General features: G+C 68.2%; 15 protein-coding genes and 1 tRNA gene. 7 read left to right on the top strand and 9 right to left on the bottom strand.

Annotation, left to right across the window (positions count from 1 at the left end; all coding sequences use genetic code 11):
• Window positions 1-158: 158 nt before the first annotated feature.
• Genes ACOOHF_RS16390 through ACOOHF_RS16380 form a run of 3 tightly spaced genes read left to right on the top strand, consistent with a single transcriptional unit; the run spans window position 159 to window position 4,207 of the window.
• Entirely contained in the window at window positions 159-1,736 is a 1,578-nt protein-coding gene (locus ACOOHF_RS16390; RefSeq protein WP_420462503.1) for a 4-coumarate--CoA ligase family protein, read from the top strand.
• A 28-nt stretch (window positions 1,737-1,764) separates the two neighbouring features.
• The gene (locus tag ACOOHF_RS16385) at window positions 1,765-2,226 is read left to right on the top strand and encodes a PaaI family thioesterase (protein WP_420462502.1); all 462 of its coding nucleotides are present in this window, start codon (window positions 1,765-1,767) and stop codon (window positions 2,224-2,226) included.
• A complete protein-coding gene (locus tag ACOOHF_RS16380) occupies window positions 2,213-4,207 on the top strand; it encodes an amidase (RefSeq protein ID WP_420462501.1) in 1,995 nt (664 codons plus the stop codon). Before ACOOHF_RS16385 ends, ACOOHF_RS16380 begins: the two co-directional genes overlap by 14 nt.
• Before the next feature lie 53 nt (window positions 4,208-4,260).
• On the opposite strand, the gene ACOOHF_RS16375 is transcribed toward ACOOHF_RS16380, so the two are convergent.
• Together ACOOHF_RS16375 and ACOOHF_RS16370 are read right to left on the bottom strand one after the other, a co-directional pair.
• Complete coding sequence (locus ACOOHF_RS16375) at window positions 4,261-5,634, bottom strand: 6-bladed beta-propeller (RefSeq protein WP_420462500.1); 1,374 nt, start codon at window positions 5,632-5,634, stop codon at window positions 4,261-4,263.
• Window positions 5,635-6,072: 438 nt separating this feature from the next.
• Window positions 6,073-9,441 carry an amidohydrolase family protein gene (locus ACOOHF_RS16370; protein WP_420462499.1) on the bottom strand — a complete coding sequence of 1,123 codons (3,369 nt, stop codon included), beginning with the start codon at window positions 9,439-9,441 and terminating at the stop codon, window positions 6,073-6,075.
• A 203-nt stretch (window positions 9,442-9,644) separates the two neighbouring features.
• Between ACOOHF_RS16370 and ACOOHF_RS16365 the strand changes: the two genes are divergently transcribed.
• The 3 genes from ACOOHF_RS16365 to ACOOHF_RS16355 all read left to right on the top strand — a co-directional run bounded on the left by ACOOHF_RS16365 (window position 9,645) and on the right by ACOOHF_RS16355 (window position 11,376).
• Window positions 9,645-10,235: an NADPH-dependent FMN reductase gene (locus ACOOHF_RS16365; RefSeq protein WP_420462498.1), complete on the top strand. Its 591-nt coding sequence runs from the start codon at window positions 9,645-9,647 to the stop codon at window positions 10,233-10,235.
• An 18-nt stretch (window positions 10,236-10,253) separates the two neighbouring features.
• Window positions 10,254-10,778: a dUTP diphosphatase gene (dut, locus tag ACOOHF_RS16360; protein ID WP_420462497.1), complete on the top strand. Its 525-nt coding sequence runs from the start codon at window positions 10,254-10,256 to the stop codon at window positions 10,776-10,778.
• A 202-nt stretch (window positions 10,779-10,980) separates the two neighbouring features.
• Window positions 10,981-11,376 carry a hypothetical protein gene (locus ACOOHF_RS16355; protein ID WP_420462496.1) on the top strand — a complete coding sequence of 132 codons (396 nt, stop codon included), beginning with the start codon at window positions 10,981-10,983 and terminating at the stop codon, window positions 11,374-11,376.
• Window positions 11,377-11,413: 37 nt separating this feature from the next.
• Here ACOOHF_RS16355 and ACOOHF_RS16350 read toward each other — a convergent pair whose 3' ends face one another.
• Complete coding sequence (locus tag ACOOHF_RS16350; protein ID WP_419935892.1) at window positions 11,414-12,034, bottom strand: hypothetical protein; 621 nt, start codon at window positions 12,032-12,034, stop codon at window positions 11,414-11,416.
• 185 nt (window positions 12,035-12,219) lie between these two features.
• Between ACOOHF_RS16350 and ACOOHF_RS16345 the strand changes: the two genes are divergently transcribed.
• Window positions 12,220-12,304 (top strand) — tRNA-Leu (locus tag ACOOHF_RS16345).
• A gap of 74 nt (window positions 12,305-12,378) precedes the next feature.
• On the opposite strand, the gene ACOOHF_RS16340 is transcribed toward ACOOHF_RS16345, so the two are convergent.
• The 6 genes from ACOOHF_RS16340 to ACOOHF_RS16315 all read right to left on the bottom strand — a co-directional run bounded on the left by ACOOHF_RS16340 (window position 12,379) and on the right by ACOOHF_RS16315 (window position 24,381).
• The gene (locus tag ACOOHF_RS16340; RefSeq protein WP_420462495.1) at window positions 12,379-15,312 is read right to left on the bottom strand and encodes a TonB-dependent receptor; all 2,934 of its coding nucleotides are present in this window, start codon (window positions 15,310-15,312) and stop codon (window positions 12,379-12,381) included.
• 103 nt (window positions 15,313-15,415) lie between these two features.
• Window positions 15,416-17,455, bottom strand: a complete 2,040-nt coding sequence (locus ACOOHF_RS16335) for a serine hydrolase (protein ID WP_420462494.1) — start codon at window positions 17,453-17,455, stop codon at window positions 15,416-15,418.
• 127 nt (window positions 17,456-17,582) lie between these two features.
• On the bottom strand, window positions 17,583-19,550 hold the full coding sequence (locus ACOOHF_RS16330) for a hypothetical protein (RefSeq protein WP_420462493.1): 1,968 nt from the start codon (window positions 19,548-19,550) through the stop codon (window positions 17,583-17,585).
• The gene (locus ACOOHF_RS16325; RefSeq protein ID WP_420462492.1) at window positions 19,547-20,035 is read right to left on the bottom strand and encodes a TerB family tellurite resistance protein; all 489 of its coding nucleotides are present in this window, start codon (window positions 20,033-20,035) and stop codon (window positions 19,547-19,549) included. Before ACOOHF_RS16325 ends, ACOOHF_RS16330 begins: the two co-directional genes overlap by 4 nt.
• Before the next feature lie 30 nt (window positions 20,036-20,065).
• Complete coding sequence (locus ACOOHF_RS16320; protein WP_420462491.1) at window positions 20,066-21,871, bottom strand: AAA family ATPase; 1,806 nt, start codon at window positions 21,869-21,871, stop codon at window positions 20,066-20,068.
• Entirely contained in the window at window positions 21,868-24,381 is a 2,514-nt protein-coding gene (locus ACOOHF_RS16315; protein WP_420462490.1) for an Hsp70 family protein, read from the bottom strand. The genes ACOOHF_RS16320 and ACOOHF_RS16315 overlap by 4 nt, the downstream gene beginning before the upstream one ends.
• Window positions 24,382-24,401: the final 20 nt, after the last annotated feature.

Genomic DNA, 24,401 nt, shown 5'->3' with positions numbered 1-24,401 from the left:
CGTGCTTGGCACACGAGTCTATCGGCTCGCCCGTTCGGGCGCAGCCGCGCGAAGGCGGGGGCCGCCGCCTTGCCGCGCCGAGGCCGGTTCGCCGATCTTCCCGGCTCTCGTCACGGGCGGCCGTTGCCGCCCGCAATGTCGAATTCAGGGGCGCCGCCATGATCTTCGAGAGTCCGCATCCGTCGATCACCGTCCCGGAGGAGTCGTTCTCCGACTATCTCCTGGGTTCGCTGGGAGATCGCCGGGACAAGGCCGCGTTCATCGAAGGCCCGACAGGTCGCGTTGTGACCTACGGCCAACTCCGGGATCAGGCGGCTGCCGCGGCCCGGGGCCTCGCGGCTCGCGGGCTCGAGCGGGGCGGCGTGGTCGCGATCTGCAGTCCCAACCTCCCCGAATACGCGACGGCCTTCCATGCGATCGCCATGGCCGGCGGCTGCAGCACGACGCTGAACCCGCTGAGCACCGAGGCCGAGCTCGTCCAGCAACTGAACGACTCGGGCGCCCGCTCCTTCATCACCATCCCTCCGCTCCTGGAGAAGGCGCGATCGGTCGCGAAGCGTAGCGGGATCGAAGAGATCATCGTCTTCGGCGAGGGCGAAGGCGCCACGTGCTTCTCGGACGTCATCCGCGGCGGGCAGGGAAGCGCCGTGGAACGGGAGAGCGTGGGAGATACCGGAGAGGATCTCTTGACGCTCCCGTACTCGAGCGGAACGACGGGTCGTTCGAAGGGCGTCATGCTGACGCACCGGAACGTCGTCGCGAATATCGAGCAGATCAGCAGCCTCGGGCTCGTCGAGCCGGACGATGTCGTGATCGCCGTCGTTCCCTTCTTCCACATCTACGGCATGGTGGTGGTCATGAGCGCCGCCCTGCGCGTGGGCGCGACGGTCGTCACGATGCCTCGTTTCGATCTCGAGGAGTTCCTGCGAACGATTGAGCGATACCGGGCGACCTGCCTCTACCTCGTACCGCCGATCGTGCTCGGTCTCGCCAAGCATCCGGTCGTCGCCAATTTCGACCTCTCTTCCGTGAAGTGGATCATGTCCGGGGCGGCACCGCTCGGTGAGGAGACGGCGATCGCCTGTCAGGAGCGGATCGGGTGCCGGGTGTTCCAGGGCTACGGCATGACCGAGGCGAGCCCCGTCACCCACCTGTGTTTCGATGAAGATGGCGCGGGGGACAGGATCTCGACGGTCGGCCGGGTGATACCGAGCACCGAGATGCTGATCGTGGATCTCGAGTCGGGGGAGCCGCTGGGGCCTGGCGAAGAAGGGGAAATTTGGCTGCGGGGGCCGCAGGTGATGAAGGGCTACCTCGGCAATCCCGAGGCGACCGCGGAGACGGTCGATGCGGAGGGCTGGCTGCATTCGGGAGACGTGGCCGTGGCCGACGAGGACGGTTACGTGACGATCGTGGACCGGGCCAAGGAACTCATCAAGTACAAGGGCTTCCAGGTGGCGCCGGCCGAACTCGAAGACGTCCTGCTGTCCCATCCGTCGATCGCCGACGTCGCGGTCATCCCCGTGCCGGACGAGGAAGCGGGCGAGTTGCCGAAGGCATGCGTCGTTCGAGCGGAGGACGTGACCGAGGAAGCGGTCATGCAGTACGTGGCCGAGCGCGTGGCCCCGCACAAGAAGGTTCGGGCGGTCGAGTTCCTGGAGGAGATTCCGAAGTCGGCCTCCGGCAAGATCCTGCGGCGGCTCCTCGTGCAGCGCGAGCGGGCCGCGCGGGACTGAACGGGATGACGCGGAGAGGCGGAGCGAGGTGAAAGAGGCGTTGCAGGAGAAATTCGCACGCGACTCCATCTGCTGGGGGTGCGGTCAGGCGAACCCGGAAGGACTCCGGCTGCGAAGCTTTCCCGACGGCGACGAGGTCGTCGCGGAATGGATGCCGGGGCCGAACCACCACTCCTTCCCCGGCATCCTGAACGGCGGCATCATCGGGGCGCTCCTCGACTGCCAGTGCAACTGGTGCGCCGCCCACTATTTCATGAGGGTGCGCGGACTGGATCATCCACCCGTGACCGTGACGGCCGAATACACCGTCCGGCTCGAGAGGCCGACTCCCTCGGACGCGCCGGTGCAGCTTCGGGCCCGGATCGCGGAGGCGGGCGAACGGAAGGTCGTGGTGGAGGCGGAGCTGATGTCCGGGGGTAAGCGCACCGCCACGTGCTCCGGGACGTTCGTGGCCATCGGGGCGGATCATCCGGCGCATGGGACGCGGTAGCGTGCGCGGGCACGGGGTTCCCGAGGCCGCCGCCCGTGCCGACGTGTCGCGCGTCGTGCGCACCCGCGTCGTCCACACGTTCGTCCGCTCTTTCGTCGTCTGCGCCCTCGTCTGCGCCTGGGTGCGCGTCTCCACGGCGCCGCTCGGCGCCCAGACCTCGGTCTTCGATGTCGCGGAGGCCTCGATCCCGGAGCTTCAGGCGGCGCTGGAGTCGGGTCGGGTGACGTCCGTCGACCTGGTGGACGCCTACCTCGCCCGGATCGCGGCCTACGACCGGGCGGGGCCGATGCTGAACGCCATCGTACGCGTGCATCCGGAGGCGAGGGTCGAGGCGGAGCGGCTCGACCTGGAGCGCGCCGAGGGTCGGGTGCGGGGGCCGCTGCACGGGATCCCGATCCTCCTCAAGGACAACTACGACACCTTCGACATGCCCACGACGGGGTCGACGCTGGCGCTCGCCGCGTCGGTGCCTCCGGACGACGCCTTCCAGGTGGGGAGGCTGCGGGAGGCGGGGGCGATCATTCTCGCCAAGACGAACATGCACGAGCTGGCGGCGGGGATCACGAGCATAAGTTCGCTCGGCGGACAGACGCGGAACCCCTACGACCCGGCCCGAAATCCGGGCGGGTCCTCGGGCGGGACGGGCGCCGCGGTGGCGGCCAGCTTCGGCACGGTGGGTTGGGGCTCGGACACCTGCGGCTCGATCCGGATTCCGTCGTCGGTACACAATCTGGTCGGGCTGCGGCCGACGAAGGGGCTGTCGAGCATCGACGGGATCATCCCCCTCTCGCACACGCAGGACACGGGCGGGCCGCTGGCGCGTTCGGCCGTGGATCTGGCGATCGCGCTCGATGCGACAATCGGGCCGGACGCGGCGGATCCCGCGACGGAGGCGATGCGGGACCGCGAGCCGATCGGCTTCCGCGCGTCGCTCGACGCGGGGGCGCTCGACGGGGCCCGGATCGGGGCGCTGACGGAGTGGCTGACGGAGGGGACGGACGCGCCGGTCACCGACGTGGTCCGCGTCGCGCTCGACGCGATGGCAGCGGCGGGGGCGGAGATCGTCGATGTGGAGATTCCCGACCAGGACTCGCTGCTCGCGCGCACGAGCGTCATCGGGCTCGAATTCGCCCTGGACCTCGCCGACTATCTCGCCGCCGCGGGCGGCGCGCCGGTGGCGTCGCTCGGGGAGATCGTGACGCTGGGGCTGCACCACGAGCAGCTTGACGGCACCTTCCGCCGGCGGTCCGAGGCCGGCCCGCGCGACGAGGCCGAATACGCCGAGGCGCTGGAGCGGCAGGCGGCGCTGCGGGAGGCGATCGTGGCGTTCATGGACGAGGAGCGGCTCGACGCGATCGCCTACCCGACGCTGCGGCGGGATCCGGCGCTGATCGGCTCCCCGCCGGTCGGCGGGACGTGCCAGCTCGCCGCGCACAGCGGGCTGCCGGCGATCAGCGCGCCCGCGGGCTTCACGCGGGCCGGGATGCCGACCGGCGTCGAGCTGATGGGCCGCCCGTTCGACGATGCACGGCTGGTCTCGTTCGCCTATGCGCTCGAACGGGCGATCCAGCCGCGCCGCGCGCCCCAGCGCACGCCCGCGCTAGTGGACGGCCGGGCTCCGGACCCGCTCCGGTTCAGCGTCGCCGGCGACGACGGGTGGGCCGGGCGGCCCGCCGCCCCTCGGCTCCGCGGCAGCTTCAGCCTCGACCTCCCACGCGGCACCCTGCACCACGTCATCTCCACCGCCGGAGTCGGGGCGGCGGATGTCCACGCCATCGTGCTGCAGCGCCGGGGCAGTGGAACGCGCCCGAACGCGGTCGTGCGCCGCCTCTCCGGCCCGGGCCTCGCGTCGGCCGAAGGGACCCTGGCGCTGAACGCGGCCGATCTCGACGACCTGCTCGCGGGTCGGATCGAACTCGCGCTCTACACTGCCGATCGCCCACTGGGCGCGGTCCGGCTGCCGCTCGAGCCGGGGGGCTGAGGGGCGGGCCCGAGGCGCCCAGCGAGGGGAGCGGGCGGCCGCAGCCCCCCGGGTCAGCGAACCTCGGCCGACAGCCTCCGCACGACCATGCGCGGCACATCGAGTTCGTCGCGCTCGATGAACGCCGCGAGTCCATCCGGGCCGAAGGCGTCCGGCATCTCGGTCGCGCCGCCCGCGTAGGTGCCGACGTACGCCCCTTCCGCCGTGAGGACATCGATGGGTCCGTCGCTTTCCGGCTCTTCGCCGCGGCGCTGCACCCAGATCCGGCCCTCCCATGTCGTCGCCAGGCCGCGCAACACGGGAACCTCGTGATAGTAGCTCTCCTCCAGCTCGAAGGTGGCCTGCAGCCGAGGATTGTTTCCCTCGCTTGCCCCGACCAGTTGGAGGCGTCTCGGCCCACCGGTCCCGCCGAGTGCGCGCCGGGCGGCTGCCGTCCTCTCCTCGTACGCCTCCTGGACCGCCTCCGTCACGGGCTCGGGCTCGAACGGCCGCCGGATGATGCGCGCGACGCCCCGTGCTCCCGGCGGAGTGACCTTGAGCGCGTACGCCGACGAGTCCGAATGAACGATGGCGCCATCGGGAAGGATGCCCAGGAGAAACCGGGGCTCGAACACGGTGGGCAGTGCCATACCGCGAAGCATGTCCCGAAGCTCGGCGGGGGCAGGGCTCGTCGCGAGATCTTCGAGGTCCGTTCGCGGCGGCAGCCAGCCCTCCGCCACCGTATCGGCGCGCACGACCTCGCCGTCGAGGCGGACCCGCAGGACCGGACGGGAGGTGGGCGGATCCGCCGCGCCGCCTGCACTCATGACGATGGAGCCCGCGCTCCCACCGGCAAAGACGGCCCCACCGCGCGGGTCCGGCTGAATGTCGTGGGCGGGGATCGACACGGCGTCGGGTCCGTCGTCCGCCCGGACCATGCGCTGGAAGTCGCCCGAGGCGTCGAAGAGCTGGTAGGCGCGGTGGCCGACATCGCTCACGACCACGGTGCCGTCCCTCAACACCGCGAAGCCCATCGGCTGGTTGAACTCGCCGGGACCTCCACCCGAGGAGCCGAATTCGCGCACGAACCGCCCCGCCGAGTCGAACACGAGGACTCTCATCTCCCCCGATCGCACCAGACCGACCCCCCCGAACCGCGTCATACCGGCAGTCCCGTCGAAGACGTGCAGGTTGCCTTCCGCATCGAAGGCCACCTGGGCGACCTCGGCGAACATCTCCCACGACTCGCCGTCGAGGACGCCGACCCGGTACACCTCCTCGAACTCGGGTTCGATCGGCCGGTCCCGGCCCGTGACTTCGACGACTTCCTGGGCCTGCAGGGCGGGGATCGCAAAGGGTGAACTCCGGGGCAGGGGGCTGCCGACCAGACTGAGCCCGAGACCGAAGATGAGCCCGGGGGCGAGCCGGCTCCGCCATGTCTTCTTCATTTCGCGTTCTTCTCCGCAAGTGGAGGCGGGCAGCGCCCCCGGTGTCCCCGTCGACCTGTCGCGCATGTGACAACCGCCTCTGAGTCGCGGGTTGCCCCGCGCTCGTATGGAAGTGGCCCGTCGGGGCGCGAGATTTCGAACGATCATGGGTGGGTCGGTGCCCCTGTGTCGGCCTATGCCAATTGAAAATGTGATTTTGAATTGGCATAAGGCTTCACAGGGACTTCCAGCAACAACCCCCAGGCAACCTCGCGTCGGCCGTAGCCCGAACGCGGCTCCCACCCCGCCGCCTCCAGGAGCGCGACCGAGGCGTTCGAGAGTGCGGCGAGATGGAAGTCGCGAGATGGAAGGCGATGGAGCGCCGATGACGCCTCCGCCCACGATCACGCAGTCGTAGCCGCCCACCCGAGGGCGGCGGAGCGCTTGTCCTCCCCCCGGTCAGGGCCTCACGCCGGGGACGCCGTCCGGCTCGTCGTCCCACCACCAGAGCGGAGCCAGCGGACGCTGCCGCGGATAGACCTCGTCGAGCGTGTCGCCGTCGTACAGGCGCCCGTTCATCATCACCTGCTCGATCGCGTTCGTGTTGCGCAGATTGTCGAGCGGGTTCGCCGTGAGGATGACGAGGTCCGCGAGCTTGCCCGCTTCGATCGAGCCGAGATCCTGATCGAGCCCGATCGCCTCGGCGCCGAAGATCGTCGCCATGCGCAGCGCGTCGTGCGCGTCCATGTCCGCCGCGGCCATGGCCCACAGCTCCCAGTGGTAGCCGAGCCCCTGCAACTGCCCGTGGCTCCCCACGCCCGCCTTGCCACCCGCCTCGACCAGATCCCTCACGAACGCACCATGCCGCGAGAACACGTGCTGGTCCTCCCGGAACCACTGCGGCCGACGCAGCGTGCGCGAGTCGACTTCATCGTGCGGGATGAAGCGGCGCAGCTTCGGATCGTCGTGGGGGTTCTCGCGCGAGTAGTAGTAGTTCTCCGCCCACGGTCCCCCGTACGACACCAGCAGCGTCGGCGTGTAGACGCGCCCCGTCTCCGCGAAGAGCCGCACGTAATCGCCGTACACCGGGAAGATCGGGATCGAGTGCTCGAGGCCGGGATAGCCGTCGACCGTCTCGGTGAGGTTCTGCCGGATGTTGAGCGATCCTTCGGTCGTCGGCATGAGCCCGAGTTCGCGGGCCGCCATGATGATGTGCTGCCGCCCCTTTCGCGCCGCCGCGACGTACATCTTGATCGTCTTGGTGTCGAAGTAATCCGAGTAGCGCGAGAGGACATCCTTCGCCTCCTCCGCGGTGTCGATCCCGTCCTGCCAGAAGACGCCGGGCCCCGTGGAGTAAACCCGCGGCCCGAGCACGCTCCCGGTCCGGACCATGTCGGCGTAGGAGAGGACCTCGGTGTTGCCGGTCTGTGGGTCCCGCGTGGTCGTGACCCCGTACGCGAGGTTGGCGAGGTACGGCCATACGTCGGTCCGGTGCAGCTGATCCCGGGCCCGCAGGTGCGAGTGCGTGTCGACGTACCCCGGCACCACCGTGCGGCCGGAGATGTCGAACTCGACGGCGTCCTCCGGGACGGTCACGGAGCCCCGCGCGCCCACCGCCTCGATCCGGTTGTCCCGGATCACGATGTCCGCGTTCTCGATCACCTCGTCCCCGTTCATCGTGATTGCCCGCGCGCCCCGCAGCACGGCGACGCCGGTCGGAATGTCGCGCGGCGCCTCGATGAGGATCCGGTGCTCGATCGCGCGGTATCCCTCGTCCTCCTCCTCCTCCTCCTCGTCTTCCTCCCCTTCCTCCTCCTCTTCTTCCGCTCCTTCCTCTTCCTCGTCGGTTTCCTCGGCCTCCGCCGCCTCGACGCTGTCCTCGTACGCCTGGGCGGCGTCGAGGTCGTAGGCGAAGTGCGCGTTGCCGAGCGAGAAGTGGACCGTCCGCCCGTCGCCGCTCCAGGCCGGGAATTCGCCACCGATGTCCGTCACCTTGCGGGCCGGGAAGGAGGCGTCGTCCGGGTTCGAGACGTTGATCGTGGGGATGACCCCGGCACGCGGGACCGTCACCGTGTAGACCTCGCGCTGCAGTTCGACCAGCGCCTGGTCGCCCCGGGGCGCCATCTGGATGTTCGAGGGGGAGAGACCCTGGCTCGAACCCTGGAGCGTGGGGCCGCGCACCTTCACCAGCTCCTTCTCGTCCGTCCCGTCCCAGCGGATCGAGACGAGCGCGTCGGGGGATCGGAAGAGGTGGATGCGGTCGGTGCCCTCCACGAAGTGGGGGTTGGCGCGCCCGTCCGTGGGTGCGATGAGCGTCGCTGGCCCGCCCTCGGAGCCATCGGGGTCGGCGGATACCCACACGATCTCCGTGCCGGGCGCGCCCCCTTCGCCCTGCGTCTCGTAGGCCCGGATGAAGCCCCGTACGGCCACGATGCGGTCGCCGGGACCCCAGGCGGGGGCGAAATACGTCGCCGCGTCGCGCGTCAGGCGGGTCGGGTTGCCGCCACCGTCGGCGCGCGTCTTGTAGAGGTGTCCCTCGTTCCCGTCCCAGGTCGAGTAGGCGATCCACTCGCCGTCGGGTGACCAGGCCGCGAAGTGCTCGGACATGTCGGCATCCGTGAGCCGCTCCGGGTTGGATCCGTCGGCTGCGGAGACCCACAGACGGTCCATCGCCGTGAACGCCAGCCGGTCGCCGGCGGGGGAGGGCGCCGCGTCGCGGATCTGCCGCACGGTGAAGGTCGGAGTGTCCTCGATCGGATAGTCGAAGTCGACCCTCGGCCCGAGTGCGAGGTCGAACTGGACCCGAAAGGGGATCTCCTCCGCCTCGCCCCCCTCGACGGGGAGCTTCCAGATCCCGCCGCCGTAGGAGGCGACGAGGTGTCGAGAGTCGGGCGTGAACGACATGCCCGGGAGCACGTCCAGCGTGGCGCGCGACTCCTGGTCATCGTGCTGCACCGGATAGGCGAGCCAGCGTTCGTCGCCGCTCTCGAGGTCGCGGAGGACGAGCCCGGTGTGGTCCTCGTGACGGGTGCCGAACACGAGCCAGCGCCCGTCCGGAGAGAGCGTGGGTCGGATGGCCGAGCCGTAGCGGGACGACCTCGTGTAGCGCTCGCCCGTGTCCCGGTCGTAGGCCTCGAGCTGGTACTGGGGGAACTGCGCGTTGTAGGTCCAGTCGCCGGTGCGACGCGCGTACCAGATATAGCGGCCGTCGGGCGAGACCGCGGCCCCGAGCATCTTCAGGTCGTCCGGTTCCGAGACGAGTTCGATGCCGCTCCCGCCGTTCACATGGAACATCTTCAGCTTCGGCAGCCCGCCCCCGCGGAAGCCGCCCATGGACGCGACCACGTAGTCGCCGTCCGGCAGCCACTCGGGCGACTCGGCGCGGTTCGCCGAGCCCTTCGATATCTGCGTCGTGTCGGAGCCGTCGAGCGAGCGGATCCAGATGTTCTGCCCGCCGTCGTAGTCCGAGCTGTAGACGACGCGCGTCCCGTCGGGAGAGAAGCGGGGCTGCGCGTCGAACGCCATCCCCGAGGTGAGCTGCGTCGCCGCCCCGCCTTCGATGGGGATCGTGAACAGATCGCCGAGGTAGTCGAAGACGATCGTCCCGCCGTCCGGACTCACGTCGAGCGAGATCCAGCTGCCCTCCGTCATGTCCAAAGCGACGGTGCGGTCGACGGGGAGCGGCAGGTCCTCGTTCTCGGGCTCATCGCCGCCGTTCGAGGCCTCCTGCCCTGCAACTCCGCCCGTGGTGGCGATCAGGAGCCCCAGGACAAGGGGCGCCGAGGGGGTCAGGCGCGCGACGTGTCGGGGGAAGGGACGCTGTTTCATCGTATGGCTCCTCGGGCGTTCGTGGCCGTGTCGGCGGTCCGGAAGAGGCGCGACCTCCCATTCTGCGACGAAACCGGGGCCCCGTCACCACCGGTCCTCCAACGAGCGTCCCGCCCGCCCGGCACGTTCCCGCGGGAACGTCGGCGACCCCCGAACGCCATCCGGTTTGCGCGGAGTCCGCATGCCATGCACTCTCCCGTCCCATGGCAAAGGACGCCGCTCCACCTCCGACCGCGAACGAAACGCCGATCTCCGTGCTGGCCATGGCGGGGAGCCTGCGCCGGCGGTCCTTCAACCAGGCGCTCCTGCGCGCCGCGCTCGAACGGGCGCCGGCGGGCGTCGAGATCCGGGAGTTCGATCCGTCCCGGCTGCCGTTCTATGACGGCGACGTGGAGGCTGCGGGCGACCCCGACGTCGTGGCGGAACTCAAGGCCGCGGTGCACGCGGCGGATCTCGTCCTGCTCGTGACGCCGGAGTACAACGGAGGGCTTCCGGCGGTGCTCAAGAACGCGGTGGACTGGGCGTCGCGTCCCCCGCGCCCCCATGCGTGGGACGGGAGGCCGGTGGCGATCATGGGGGCGACGCCGGGGCGCCTCGGGACGGCGCTCGCCCAGCGCTCGCTGCGCGAGTCGCTCGCGGGCGTGAACGCCCATGTCATGCCGCAGCCGCGGATCCTCCTCGCCGGAGCGGGCGGGCTCTTCGATGAGGACCTCCGGCTCGCGGACGCGGCGACGCTCGACCGGCTCGAGGGGTTCATGGTTGCGGCCGTGGCCTGGGCCCGTCGGCTGGCTTAGGGGGAGAGCCGAGCGCCGGTGTCCGACCCCGCCCGCGTGATCTTCGAGCGCCTCAACCCCGACGCGCGGCGGCCGACCCGCGCCACCCGGCAATCGGCCGGCTACGACCTCCGGGCCTGCCTGACCGGCGGCTCCGTCCGCATCCACCGGGCCGCGAGGGGGGAGATCGTGCCGGAGGCGCCGCGCGCCGCGGATGACGGCCGGCTTCGGATCACCCTCGAGCCCGGGGACCGCGCGCTCGTGCCGACGGGTTTCCGCGCCCGGCTGCCGGACGGGTACGAGGCACAGATCCGGATGCGCTCGTCGCTCGCCTGGAAGCGCGGGCTGACGCTCCCCAACGCGCCCGGCACCGTCGACGCCGACTACCCCGACGAATGGTTCGTGCTCGTGCTGAACGCGGCCCGGCAGCCTCTCACGATCGAGCACGGGGAGCGGATCGCGCAGGCGGTGCTCCACCGGTACGAGGTCGCCGACTGGGAGGAGGGCGCCGTCGCGATTTCGACCGACCGCGCGGGCGGCCTCGGCAGCACGGGCCGCCGTTGAGCCGCGCCGGTGAGCCGCGCCGTTGACCGCCCGCCACGGAAGCCGCAGCCTTATGCAGCCCGGTCCCGAATCACCGCCGGCTTCGAAGCGACCCCACTTCCGGGAGACCACTGATGCCCGAACTGCAGGACTGGCTTCTCGCCATCCCCGTCCTGATCGTGCTACTCGTCATCTTCCTCATCGAAGTCACCGAGCGCTGAGCGTGATCCCGACCAATACGGCCTCCGTCGCAGTGGCAGTCGCGCTGGCGGCGGCCGCCGCGACGGCCGCCACGCCCGCCGCGCCGGGTCTCGCCGCGCAGGACGCGAGCGCCGACTACGCGGAGCCCTACCAGCGGCAGGCGTTCGAGATCTATCGGACGGCGATCGGTTTCCGCACGGCGGCGGGCCACGGCCAGGTCCCCGCGCTGGCGCGCTATCTGGCGGACGAGTTCCGGGCCGGCGGGTTCCCGGCTGAGGATGTGCACGTCCTCCCGCAGACCGTCCCCGGCGGCGAGGAGACCGCGAGCCTCGTGGTGAACGAACGGGTCCCCGTGCGGGCGTTCTTCGGCGCGCTCGAGCACTGGTACACGATCCTCAACGAACTCGCCGGCCGCTGAGGCAGCGAGCCCCCCGCGTCGCGCCGGGCCAAGAGGCTCAGTTCGGGTCGATCCGCTCCAGTCGCTGGATCTCGATCGTGTCCGCGTGGGGACAGGAGACGGAACGCGACAACGCACCTTCGATGAGGACGTCATCGCCCGGCCCGGCGCCCTCCATGGCCCCGGTCACCGAGTAGAAATAGCCGTCCCGGTCCTCGAAGGTCGTGCACCCGCCCTGCCGCTCGCGGATCACGCCCGATCGCTGCACGCGGCCCTGGGCGTCCGTCACGTGGAAGGGGTCGGATAGTCCGGTGGGCGCGAAGTTCCCGTTGAAGATGATGAAGACGACCGCCCGGTCCCACGACGCGCTCTCGGGTACCCGCACGGTGGCGCCGATCTCACCGAATTCCCCCTGGGCGCCGGTCCCCAGTTCCTCGAAACCGGTGCCGATCGCGCCCAGGCCGACGACGACCCGCGCCTGAAGCGGGATATTCTCTGTGTAGAGGCTGACCTCGGTCCCGGGCGGGCCCATGCGAGGTTCCATCGTCTGGATCTGACGGAGCGAGTCGGGCGTGGCGGGATTCGGGTGCGCCTGCGCGAGCCCGGCATCCGCAGCGAAGAGAAGAAGCGGTAGCGCGACGACGCCCGGAACGACGCGTCGCTTCGCGAATCGTTTCATCGTGGCCTCCCGTCGAAGTCTCTCATCCCATGCTGCCCCCGAGGCCGTCCCGCCCGCAAGTTGAAGCGCGCCCACCGGGCCCGACAGCGGCCCTGTCGGCGCGACCCTTCGCCTCCGCAGCGCCCTTCAGGCGCGAACTGCCCCGCCCGCCGCCAAGGCGTTAGCTTCCGGACCCCACCAGGCCCGCCGGGGTGGCGAAACTGGCAGACGCATCGGACTTAAAATCCGAAGGGGTTCATCCCCGTGTGGGTTCGAGTCCCACCCCCGGCATCCGAATCACCCGTCCGGGGCGCAGGGGCCGCTCACGCCCCCGCGCCCACGGTCGCGGGCTGCCAGACGGGCTGCTAGAAGGGGCTGAAGTCCCAGCGCAGCCGGGCGAGTACCACGCGCCCGATCGCCGGGGCGCCCACCATGCTCTGGTACGCGTCGTCGAAGACGTTCGAGACGTCGACCTGGAACCAGAGGTCCTCGTACCCCGGGACGCGGAAACCGAGGTTCGCGTCCAGCGTCGTGACCGCCTCCAGATCCCCCACCCACGGCCCGGAGTCGAACGGATAGGCGTTCTGCGCCCGGAAGCGCAGGCTACCGTTGAAGCCGGCATCGTCGTTCCGGTACGTGAGCGACGCCGTACCCCGCACGGTCGGCGAGTTCAGCGACACCTGCCGCACGAGTTCTCCGGCGGTCTCGAAGGTGTTCCGGTTGATGAGCGACAACGACGTGGCGAGCTCGAGCTGGTCGCTGAGCAGGAAGCCGGCGCCCAGTTCGCCTCCCATGACGTCGAACCCTCCGACATCCTGAAATCCGAGCACCAGCGCCGCGGACGTGCCGCCGGCGCTCGTGGGCGACACCGCCCCCAGCGGAACCTGCCCGGCCAGATCGGCGATGAACTGGGCCGTGGCGAGCGCCACCGGCTCGTTGGGGAAGGCGACCCCGACCAACTGCCGGAACACGCCCTCCAGGTATGGCCGCAGCTGCGCGCCGTTCAGGAAGATGTTCGGTGAAAGCAGCCGCTCCGGCGAGATGTAGCTGTCGTAGCGGGTGAACCATGCGTTGGCGCCGAAGGACACCCGGTCCCCGAACACGCCCTTGTAGCCGACCTCGAGTGTGTTGCTCACGGTCGGACCGAGCGCCTCGATGTCCTGCAGGGCGGCGAGGTCGACGGCCTGACAGAACGGAGGCGCCACACAGCCCGGCGGTGGCGCGCCCCCACCGGCCGTCTCCGTGTCGAGGAGCAGGGCCAGGAAGCCGACCTGGTCCGCGGACGGGGCGGGGATCAGCGGGGCCAGCGCCGCCAGCTGCGGATCGGCGGCGCCGAGCAGGGCCATCGCCGTGGCCCAGAGCTGGGCCGTGGTCGTGGGCAGGAACTGCCGCGGGCTCCCGCCGAGCAGCACGTTGAAGGGAGACATGTGCATCGGGATCCCGTTCGCATCCCTCATGTACATGTATCCGTTGCCACCGGCCCCCGTGGCGCGGACGTCGTACCGGAACGGAAGGCCCGGGATCGGGATCGTCCCGCCCGAGATGTCCAGGAACTGGTTGTTGGACGAGGGCGTGGAGAAGGCGCGGTTGAAGGTGACGCGGAACGAGTTCGCCGCATCCGGCTTGTAGACGAGCGCCGCGCGCGGCGAGAAGACGGGATCCGCGAGGCTGCTGTTGTAGTCGTACCGAACCGCGGCCGTGAGGTCGAGCTTCGGGCTCACCGCCCATTCCCACTGCGCGTAGCCGCCGATCTCGGTCGTCTGGTCGTCGTCCTCGAACTGTCCGTTGATCGTCCCATCGCTGTCGGGATTCGTCCCGAGGTAGTCGACCCCGTAGATGACCCGGTGCGCGGAGCCGAACCGCGACTGGTACTGCAGCTGTCCGACCAGCAGCGACGAGTTGTCGAAGAGCGGGCGGCCCGAGCGAAGGAGGAAGGCCTCGTCGTTCGTGTTGTAGTTGTAGAACACCTGCGCGAACAGATCCTTGTGCCGGAAGCGCGCCTGCCCGTAGGTGACGCCCCAGTTGGTCACGTTCGCCGCGCCCAGGCCGGTGAGTTCCGTCGCCCGCCCGGCCACGTTCCGTCCGGCCGCGAGGACGAGCGACGTCCCTGGCGACGGTTCGAAGTCCATGCGGGCGTCCACGCCCCAGTTGCGGTGGCCGGAATCGCGCCCCATGGCCACGTTGCGGGCCGACTGCTGCAGGATGCTCTGATCCGTCGGATTCGTCAGGTCGAGTCCCGCGGTGAACGCCTGGCAGGGCGCGGACGAGAGGTCGAACTGGGCCGCGACGCATGCCTGCCCCGCGCCCCGCGCCTGCGCCTCGACGACATCGTCGTACACGTATTCCGTCGCGTCGAAGTACTGTCCCGAAATCTTGAACCCGAACTTGTCGCTCGGGGCCACCGCGATGCGCCCGTCGAACTGGAACAGGCCCGCGTCCTCGCCCTGGACGGGCAGGCTCCCGATCCCCGGCTCGTTACCCTGCTGTCGAAGACCGCCTCCCACCGAGAAACTCGCCCCGGGCGAGCGAATGGGTGACTTCGTCAGGTAGTGGATGACGCCGCCCGCGGCGTTCGGTCCGTAGAGGGCCGATCCCGGGCCCAGCACCGTCTCCACCCGCTCGAGGTCGAGTTCCGACGTCGGGTTCAGATAGAAGACGTTGACCCGGAGCGACGGCACGCGCGCGATCCGGTTGTCGGTCATGTACAGCGCGCGGCCCGAGAAGATGCCGTTGAAGCCGCGCAGCACCGCGTAGCGGCCGCGGATCCCGGTGCGGGACACGTCCACGCCGGGCTGCTGCTCCACGTGCTCCACCGGAGAGGTCACCTGGCGTTCCGCGATGTCGCGCGCGGAGACGACCTCGACCGCCGCCGGCGCATCGAGCGCCTTCTCGAAGGTACGGGAGGTCGTGACCGTGAGGGGATTGAGTGCGAAGTCCTGCGCCGCCATGACCGCCGACACGGTACTCGACTGTCCGGCGACGGCGGCCTGCGACTCCATGACCACTGTGCTCCAGCCGGGCGACGTGAACCGGATCGAGTACGTGCCGGGGGCCACGCCGTCGACTTCGTACGCTCCGGCGGTCCCGGTGGTCGCCCGCCCGATGACGGTGTTGGCCGCATCGATGACCTCGACCAGCACGGCGGCGAGCGGCGTACCGGTGTCTTCGTCCGTCACCGTCCCCACGATCCGGGCTTGGGCCCAGGCGGACCCGGGGATCGCCCCCAACGCGATCACCGCCGCCAATACGAGATCCCCGAACCTCGCGTTCCGGCCGACACCCACCCCGAGTCCATTCATCGTGAACTCCCTCCTTCCGGTTCCGTCCCGCTGGCAAACCCCGGTCCTCCCTCACCCATCGCAAGCTAAACCCGGGCGCCGATCCTGTCAGCGGCCGTCCACCTCAGGGGACCCGGGCGAAGCGGACGTCGCGCGTGCGTCCGTTCGACAGGTAGAAGCCGATCACCTGCCCGTTGCGGTCGCGCTCGAACAGGAACGAGAAGCTGCCGCCCGAGAAGTGGTCCTCCTCCCCCGGCGTCAGCGTCGCCCGATCCAGCCGCCGATGGTGAAGCGCGAGTTCCCCGTCCTCCAGCACGATGTCGTAGAACGTCTCCACTTCCTCGCTGAAGAACCGCCCCGCGAAGTCCGCCAGTTCCTCCGCGCCCGGCGCCCATGCCTCGGCTTCCTCGCCCTCGAGACGGGTCGCGTGGTTGTCCCCGTTCTGGTGCATCGTCAGCCCCTCCACCTCTCCGTCCTCCCCGCGGAGGAAGGTGACGGACGCCTCGACGGCCAGCAGCCGGAAGTCCGACTCCGAGGTAGGCACGATCTCGAGCCGCTGCTGGCCCGTGGCCTGGGTGTAGAAGGTGTCGCCCTCTCGGGTGAAGGTGAGGATGAAGTTCGGCGCCACGTCGAGCGAGTAGCGGCCCGCGAACTCGTCGAAGTCTTCGGGGTCGTACGTCGCGGGATCGAACTCTCCGGCGTCCGCGGTCGGCGCCTCCTCCTCCTTCAGGTCGTCCTTGAAGAACGCCGCGGCCAGTTCGTAGGCCACGCCGCTGTTGAACTGGGCGTGGTTGCTCTGCGCGGTGAGGCCGGCGTTGATCTCGGGGAAGTAGACGAGCATCGAGCGGTGCGCCACATCCGCGCCTCCGTGGCTCACCCGCTTGAGGCCGCCCTGCTCGTCGACCGAGAGTCCGTACCCGTAGCCCGTCTCCTCTCCGTCGCTGAGCACGAAGGAGGTCATCATCTCGTCGATGCTCTCGCGAGTGCCGACGCGCGGGTTCGCGTAATTCTCGACCCACGTCTGGATGTCGGCGATCGTCGTGTAGATCGATCCGGCGCCGACCGCGCCGCCGAGGTCGCCGATCTGGCGGTACCCATCCGGGCCGGGCGTGTATCCCTCGGACATATGCGGGATGATGTGCCGCGTGGAGGGACGGACCATGGTCCCGGTCATCCCCAGCGGACCGAACACGTTCTCCTGCATGAAGACGTGGAAGTCCCTGCCCGAGGTGCGCTCGACGATGACCGCGGCGAGGCCGAAGGCCGTGTTGTTGTAGTTGTACTCCGCGCCGGGGACGTTCTGGAGCGCGGGCTGGCGCTGCACGATCTCGATGAGTTCCCTGCGGTCGATCCAGTCCCCGTGATCGGTGCGGCGTCCGGTCATGCGCAGGAGGTTGAGAAACTCGCGCAGCCCCGAGGTGTGCGTGATCAGGTGCCGGACCCGGATCGTCTGGTCGAACTTCGGCAGTTCGGGGATGTGCTTGCGGATGTCGTCGTCGAGGGACAACAGGCCGCGCTCCGCCTGCAGCATGATCGCGAAGGCCGTGAACTGCTTGGAGGTGGAGCCGATGTTCGTGCGCGTGTCCTCCTCGAAGGGGATCCCGTAGGCGAGGTTCGCCATCCCGTAGCTCTGCGAGAAGAGGGTGCGGCCGTCGCGCCACGCGCGGACCGCGGCTCCGGGGGAAGCCGGGCCGTCGAAGCGCGACATGATCTGATCGGTGAGCCGGGCGGGGTCCGTGGCCACGGGTTCGTGCCGGAGGAGCGTGATCTCGTAGCGCCCCGCCTCGTCGGTTTCGTCCGCGTCGTCCCCGGCGACGAACAACTCCAGCGTGTGCGTGCCCGCGTCCGAGATCCGCCCGCCGAACCGTTCGACGCCGCGGCCCAGCCCGCCGAACCGTCCGATTTGCGTCGCGTCCGGTCCCAGCACGCGTACCGTCACGTCGACGGAGATCTGGTTCACTTCTCCGAGGACGAATTCGTCCTCGTCCGCCTCGATCGTGTAGCGGACGGTGTCCCCCGCCGCGAGCATGCCCGGCAGCGTACGGCCAAGCTGCAGCAGTGTCCCGTCCTGCGCCGCCAAACCTCCGGCGGCGAGGAAAACCCATGAAGCGAGGCCAAGGATCGAGTTTTCTACCCGCGGGCGGCCAAACGGGAGCATATTCATCGAGCGACTCCTATCGCAGAGGACGGCGTAGCAGAGGATACTTTAACGTGGGACGGGCCAAAACGTGGGACGGGCCAACGAGCCCAGCAGAGCGTGGCGGGACGGCGTACGAAAGCGGTGTGTCACGTTATTGTGGACTGCCAAGTAGCGCGCTGCTGCTGCGACGCGCGGCCGAAACTATCTCCGTGCGGACGGTTTCGATCTCCCGTTGCGCCCGACCCAAGACCCCGGGACGATAGCGAAAGCTCCCGCACCGCCGGTTGTAATCCGACACAATCCGATTGAACCGGTCAATCTGCGGGTCCGAAACGGCCCTGCCTCGGAGAGCTTCGATGCGAATGTCTTCTCGCAAACACCAGCGTATCTCCGTCACGGACAGGACGTTGTTCCCTCCCGCAGCGGGTCTGGAGAACTCCAGTTGAGCCAGGCTGGGCCGGCTCGCTGGGCTGCTGCCGTCGCTCCGACCGCCTGCCCACACCGCAACCAGTACGCCGGCCGCCACGAGCCCGGCAATGAGACAGCCCGTCCCGGTCCCCGAGGAGCCGGATTTGGTGACCAGCCCTCCGCGACCGCCTCTCAGTGATTCGATGATTGCCGAGTTCGTCATCATGTGCAGGTGAACATCGCTCTTGACGGGGAACGCCCCGGCGGAAGTCTGGCCGGACTTCGCACCGCCGAACATCCGAACGATCCTGTACATGACCGAGTGGGCGGCAACAATATCGATGGAGTCCCACCTGCTCTCCGACGCCTCGTTCATCGCCATCACCAGCGAACCGACGAGCTGGCTGCATACCATGGAACCGGCCTCCACAAGCTCGTCTCCAAGGAACTCCGGTCCGACATGCCGAAGGCCGGCGCGCCGCAGCGCCGCGAGGAGAGCCGACGCGGTGCCCACCGATGTCCCGACGTAAGCGAGCAACTTGCTGCCGTGCAGCTGCTCGCGGGCCGCGCTTATCTCGCGCTGCCATTCAAACAGGGGTGTGCGGACCGAGGCCATGGCCTCCGCGCGCACCATCTGTTCGCTCAGCTGTCGAGCTTGTCCGAGCACCTCGTCGGTGCGGGCCCGCATCCTCGGACCCGCGGCCACGGCGGCCGCCTGCTCGACCGCTTCAAGCGCGATGGCCAGCTTGCGTGGCGTGAGATCGTCGGCCTCTTGGTGGTGATTGATGCCCGCTATAGTGGCGTCGACAAGTTCCTCCGCGGCCCGGTCCGCAGTGGCCATGTATACCGGATCGTGGGGTCCCGCCGTGGCCTCAACCTCTCGCAGCAGGCCGCTCACGGCGTCATGCATCTTCTTCACGGCCCCCAGCGCATCGGGAGCGCTCGCTCGCCTCGCGTCTCGGCATTCGCGAATCAGATCCTCGATCTTTCGGCGGGCGGCCTGTGTCAGCGGCTTGATCACGTCGACGAGGCGGGGTCCGCCGGCCTTGAGCGCGTTTACGATGCGCGGCGTGGGGCAATCGATCCCGTGGCGGTCCAGCTCGGCAGTGAAGTCCTTCAGGGACTCTCCGAAGCGCCGGATCACTGCTGGCGTGTCGCGGGACACCAGCTCTCCTCCGATGCCCGCAACGTACGACTTCAGCACCTCGGGGGATGAGGTGCCCAGCACGCGCGCCTTTGCCTTCAGCCCGCGCACGATGAGGCCGCACCGCTTCTCCTCGGTCATCGGCCGTGAACCGGACTTCCACGTCCCCATGAGCCCCAAAAGCACGCACAGCGATCCGAAGTTGTTGACGGTCGAGATGGTGCCCGGACTCAGGTGCGCTTGGTCCTCGAGGTGTTCGAACAGTTGAAACGCGTCCCGGAACCGTCCTTGCGTCAAGTAGGCCAGCCCGTGCCGGTCAAGAGTGCCGCTGCGCGTGAACCAGAACAGTCCGTGCTGAACCCTCCGCGCCGCGTCCTGCAACTCCCGGTTGGCCCTCTCCACCGTGGATGCGTTGCGAGATGCGCCCGAAAAAGAGATGTCGCCATCGAATTCGAGCTTATGCCCTACGTTCAGATAGGCGGCTGTTTGGGCCTGCCGGCGCGTCAGTTCCCTCGGTGTGCAATCGGCGGGCAGGCCAAGGACGTGGAATGGGTTGTCCAGGATCATCCGTCGTCCGAGCCCTCGAGAGTGCGGATAGAGAGGATGGAGTAGGCGCGGCCCGAATCGGGGGCACCTCGATCCCTCAGGCCCGGTGCCAGATAGTCACGCCACTGTGGGTGTTCGTTCCGCAGCGCGTCGCGATCCACGCGAAGTTTGTCCATCAGGTTCCGGACGTAGCGGATCTCATCAACTCGCACCGCTCCATCGGCTTCCACGAGTTGGACCAGGATGTCCAGCAGGTGGCCCCCTTCGCTTTGGTCAAGCCCCCGCTTGATCAGGCGGTTTGTGGCGCGTTCCACGAGCCGGTCTATCGCCGTCTGCGCGGTGTCGGCCAGAAACTCGAGTTCCGAATCGATCTCCTTCACCGCGTGACCGAGCTGCACGGCGATGGATCGCAAGCAGGCCAACTCCGCCTCGTCGATGTCGCGGTCGCACGCGATACAGCCGTATGCGATGTGGAGGTACTCGCGTAGATTGGGGTGTGGCGTCATCGTAGAACCTTCCCGTCCGATAGTCCCTCGTCAGAATCCGATTCGACGCCTGCCTCCGCTCCCGGATCGCCTACCGTCCAGCTCCATCCGCTCGTAGTCCCGGATGGCCTCCGGGCTGACGGACGGCGGGTTGCATCGGTCAGCTTCGACGAGGTGAGCCATCCCGATCGGGGCTCCCTCACCCAGAGCCGCGCGTGCGGCTTCGTCCACGATGAGCTGGATGTCGCTGCTCACCCGGCCTTCGGTCATGGCCGCGAGTGCGTCGGCATCCAAACCGTCGGCCGAGGGGCGGCCCTCCAGCAGGAGCCGGAACATCGCTTTCCGCGCCGCGTGGTCCGGCGGTCCGACGTAAACTGCCTTGTCGAAACGTCCGGGGCGCAGGATCGCCGGATCGATGGCGTCCGGGCGGTTGGTTGCGGCGATGACGAAGATGCCGTCTTCGCTCGCATCGTCGAGTTGAGACAGGAACTCGTTGACTTCTCCCGACTGGCTCGGATGTGTGTGTTGTTCCCTCGTCGGCGCAAGCGCGTCGAATTCGTCGAGAAAGAGCACGCTGGGAGCGTTCCGGCGGGCGTCCTCGAACAGTTGCCCGATCTTCTCCTGGGTCCCATGCACATAGATGCTCGCCAAGTCCGAGGGCCGAGGGGCATGAAACGTAAGGTGGGTCTCCTCCGCGAGCCGCTGGGCAAGGAAGGTCTTCCCGCAGCCCGGGGGTCCGTAAAGAAGTAGTCCGTTGCGGATCGTGAGGCCGTAGGCTGCGTAGCGTTCGGGATCGCGGAGCACGTTGACCACATCATTGATCAACAGATTCTTGAGGTCGTCCATACCCGCGACGGCATCGAATCCGCGTGGCGTCCCGGAGTGCGATGCGGGCCTCGTCGGCGTCGCGCCCGCCGCCACACCGCCGCGTGCGGGTTTTCGCCCGCCTGCACCAGGACGGGATCTCCGTGCCGATCGGCCGGAGAGGGCGCGCCGGAACTGGGATGCGTCGCCTAAACGATCACCGGGGGAGGAGCTGAGGGCAGTTCTCAATACCTCCGCCGTGGAGCGGCTCACATGGCCAGCGGGACCCTTGGCGCGCAGGGACAGGGGCTCCTTGCGGCGGTCCGCGAGTTCTCGCTGCAAATCCATCCGTGCGGCACGATAGTGACTCACGTCGAGATGCCACGGCGGCACGCCGAAGAGCATCTGATAATACACGGCCCCCAGCGCGAAGATGTCCGTTGCTATCGAGCAGGTACCATCGAAGCACTCGGTGGCTTGGAAGTAGGGGTTCACCTGGGCCGGAGCCGTCGCTCCCGTCTCGCTGCCCCGCGTGGCATGCCCGAAGTCTATTAACAGCGGTCGCACCTGGGTCGCGCCTCCGGCGCCGTCCCCGCCGAGGTCGAGCATTATATTCCTGGGATTGAGCTCGTTGTGGAACAGGGGATCGCCGAGCTCGTGGAGGTAGGCGACGACATCCAGCAAGCTCCGCATCAGCGCCTTCGCGATGAGCGGCTCGACGGCGTACTCCCTCCGCAGGCGCTCGTGCAGCGTCTCGCCGGGCACGAACCGGGTGAGGACGTAGGGTGAGCTATCCGGCACCGGCGTTTCGCCGTGCGCCCACACCTCCGGAATGCCCTCGTGCGAAAGCGACGCCAAGGCTGCGATCTCACGCAACTGGCCCCGCGCATCGAAGCGATCGTGGGGCAGCCGAGTGCGGTCGAACACCTTCAGAAAGCCCAGCCTCCCGTCGTGGTCGACGATCCGGTAGGTGTCCGCGTTGGCTGAACGTTTGATGGGGAACTGGACTCGGAACCCCGATACCGGCTCCTCGCCCGCGCCAAAGCGCGTCATAGCCGGGGTATCCCTCCCGTCACGACGGGATCGCCCTTCTCGAAGTCAATCAGGCCGTGGATGTGACCGGCGATTGGGAGCAGCTCCTCGTCGGGCCCATCGGAGGCAATCAGCCGCAGCGCCTCCTCCACCGCCTCCTTAGCCTCGGCCCGGTCCTTCCAAGGCAAGGATCGAAACTGAGCGCGGACGGCGTAAACCAACTCCATCGCACGTTCCCTCCTCATCAAGCTGAACTCAGCGCGCTCAAGCTCCTCGACCATCCCCCTGGCCAGCACCGGGTCGCCCCCCCCGGTCGCCAGCACGCGCTCAACTTGATCGGCGTACTCATCTCGCCTACCCTTGGCACGCGCTGCTCTGGCGTACGCCTCGTGCGCTTCCCGCAGTTCGCGTTCAAGTCTCCGCCATTCGCCCTCCTCCAGCACTTTGTACAGCTCTCTCAACGCCTCTTTCAGCCGAGACTCGGCCTGCTCCTGGGCACGGCGGTCGTCGCCCTGAGCCGCCGTTTGTAGCTCCTCGGCTCGGGTCTCGATCTCCACTTCGATGGCCGATATGGTCTTCCGGTCCCCCTCCGCTCGGCTACGCTTGATTTCGCTCCGGGCCTGCCTCAGCTCCCGTTTCAGCCAACCCAGCGAAGCGTCCTTCAGTGTTGCAGGCTGGTCATCGATGCAAACCTCGTAGCCCAACGAGGGGAACTTCAGCGTGATCGACTTCGGTGCGTTGATGGTCTCCTGCGTCTTCAACGTGACGTCGAATTCCGTACCTTCGGGAATGAGTCGGTCGACCCGTTCTCCCGTAAGTCTGTATTCCACAACAAACTCATTGAGGAAAATCCGGGTGCCGTCCGCGTCCGGTCCGCTCTCCCACAAGGCAAGGACCAGTTCGTCCGACGCTACGCCGGGCCTCAACTGAGACGTAGTTCGAAGACCGCGACGCACGCCCGTCACCGGAAGCGGGCGACCCTTCTCGGCCCCGTCCAACGGTTTGAACAGGCGAACCGTCTGTTGCTCGTCGAATACTTCGAAGCCCAAGTTATTTGTCAGCGGAGCGCCGCCAATCTTGGTGCCTTGAATGATCTCCACCTCGGAGGGGTGCGTTTCGACCCGCACGCCATGGCTCGTCGTGACGATCACCTCGAAGGTGTTGAGTCGGCCCTCCTCAAGGTGAGCCTCAATCATGGCTCCCAATCCCTGGATGGAGTGCTTGCCGCTCGTCCATCCCGTTCGCCGCAACTCGACCTCGAGAGGTCGGAGAGCACCGTCCTCCGCGTTAACCCGGTATCGCACGGTGACCCATTGAGTGTGCGACACCGTCGTACTCTCGTAGTTGATGTCGAGTTGGAGCGGCGCGCGGTGCGCGGTAGGGGACAACGGAGCCACCTCCGGGTTCACGGGGATCGTGAGCCCAAATAGAGCGGCCCCCTTTGCGACGACCGTCATGGGATTGAGCAAGTGGTTCGGGTCGCAGATCTGATCGGCGATCATCCTCCGGAACAACGGCGAGTGAGTCGGGCCTCCCACCAGGATCAGATGGTCCAACTCTCGGCCGCGGACGTGATGCCGTCGCAGGAGTTTCCGTGTTTTGTCGATGGCGCGTTGAAAGATGGGCTCGACGAACGGTTTGATCCTGTCGCCCATCACTTCGAGGTCGAGATCTATCTCCGTTCCGTCCTTGAGAACAATGCCCCCCACATCGATTAAGACTGTGTAATGGTCCCAGAAGCTGAGGTTGATGTTGATCTCCTCGGCCAACGGCTTCAGTCGGTTCCGCAGGTAGCGCCAGAGTTCGGGAGCGGCCCGGTAGCTCGACAGATCGTGTTCTTCATCGAGAGCCGGGATAATGAGGCCATCCACCACGGCAAGGTCGAGATCGCGCCCGCCGAGATGGTTGTCTCCCTCAGTATCCTTCACGGTAATGACACCGTCCTCCGCGAGCACCAGAGCCGCGTCAAACGTGCCGCCCCCGAAATCGAACACCAACCACATCCCGTTCGGGTTCCGAGAGTCGAGACCGAAGGCCATGGATGCGGCAACCGGCTCTTGGAGCAGGGTACACTGTGCGAACCCGGCGGCTTTGGCGGCGCGCTGTGTGTCCTCCTGCTGGGGAACGGTGAAGGCGGCCGGGATCGTGATGACGGCGGCGTTCGCACCGGCCTCCCCGTCTACGTAGGAGCGGAGTCTCTTAAGCACCTCCGCCGACAGTTCTGCGGAGTTATACGGACGCCCACCGTGTGGCGTGAAGATCTTGTCCGTGCCCATGGTGCCCTTGAAGTCCTCAAACGCGGAGGGACGGTGTTTCCCGAACGTCACCGCCCGGCCCCAGTCCCGGTCGCACTGACTTCGAGCTGGCTGACCGACCCGAACGATCTTCCTGAGGAAGCCAACGGCGCTGGGCGTTGTGTCGTGCTGCATCTCGTTCTTGATGATGTGCGGCTGGCCGTCCTCCAAGGTGGCGACGGCGCTGTTAGTGGTGCCCAGATCGATGCCATATCGAACGCGGCCGGTGCTACTCATGTGCGTCCTCCCGTGAAACG

The sequence above is a fragment of the Candidatus Palauibacter sp. genome, from assembly GCF_965216145.1.
In the GTDB taxonomy this organism is placed as follows: domain Bacteria; phylum Gemmatimonadota; class Gemmatimonadetes; order Palauibacterales; family Palauibacteraceae; genus Palauibacter.
Note: the sequence above shows the minus strand (reverse complement) of the source record. Positions and strands in the feature narration are given on the sequence as shown.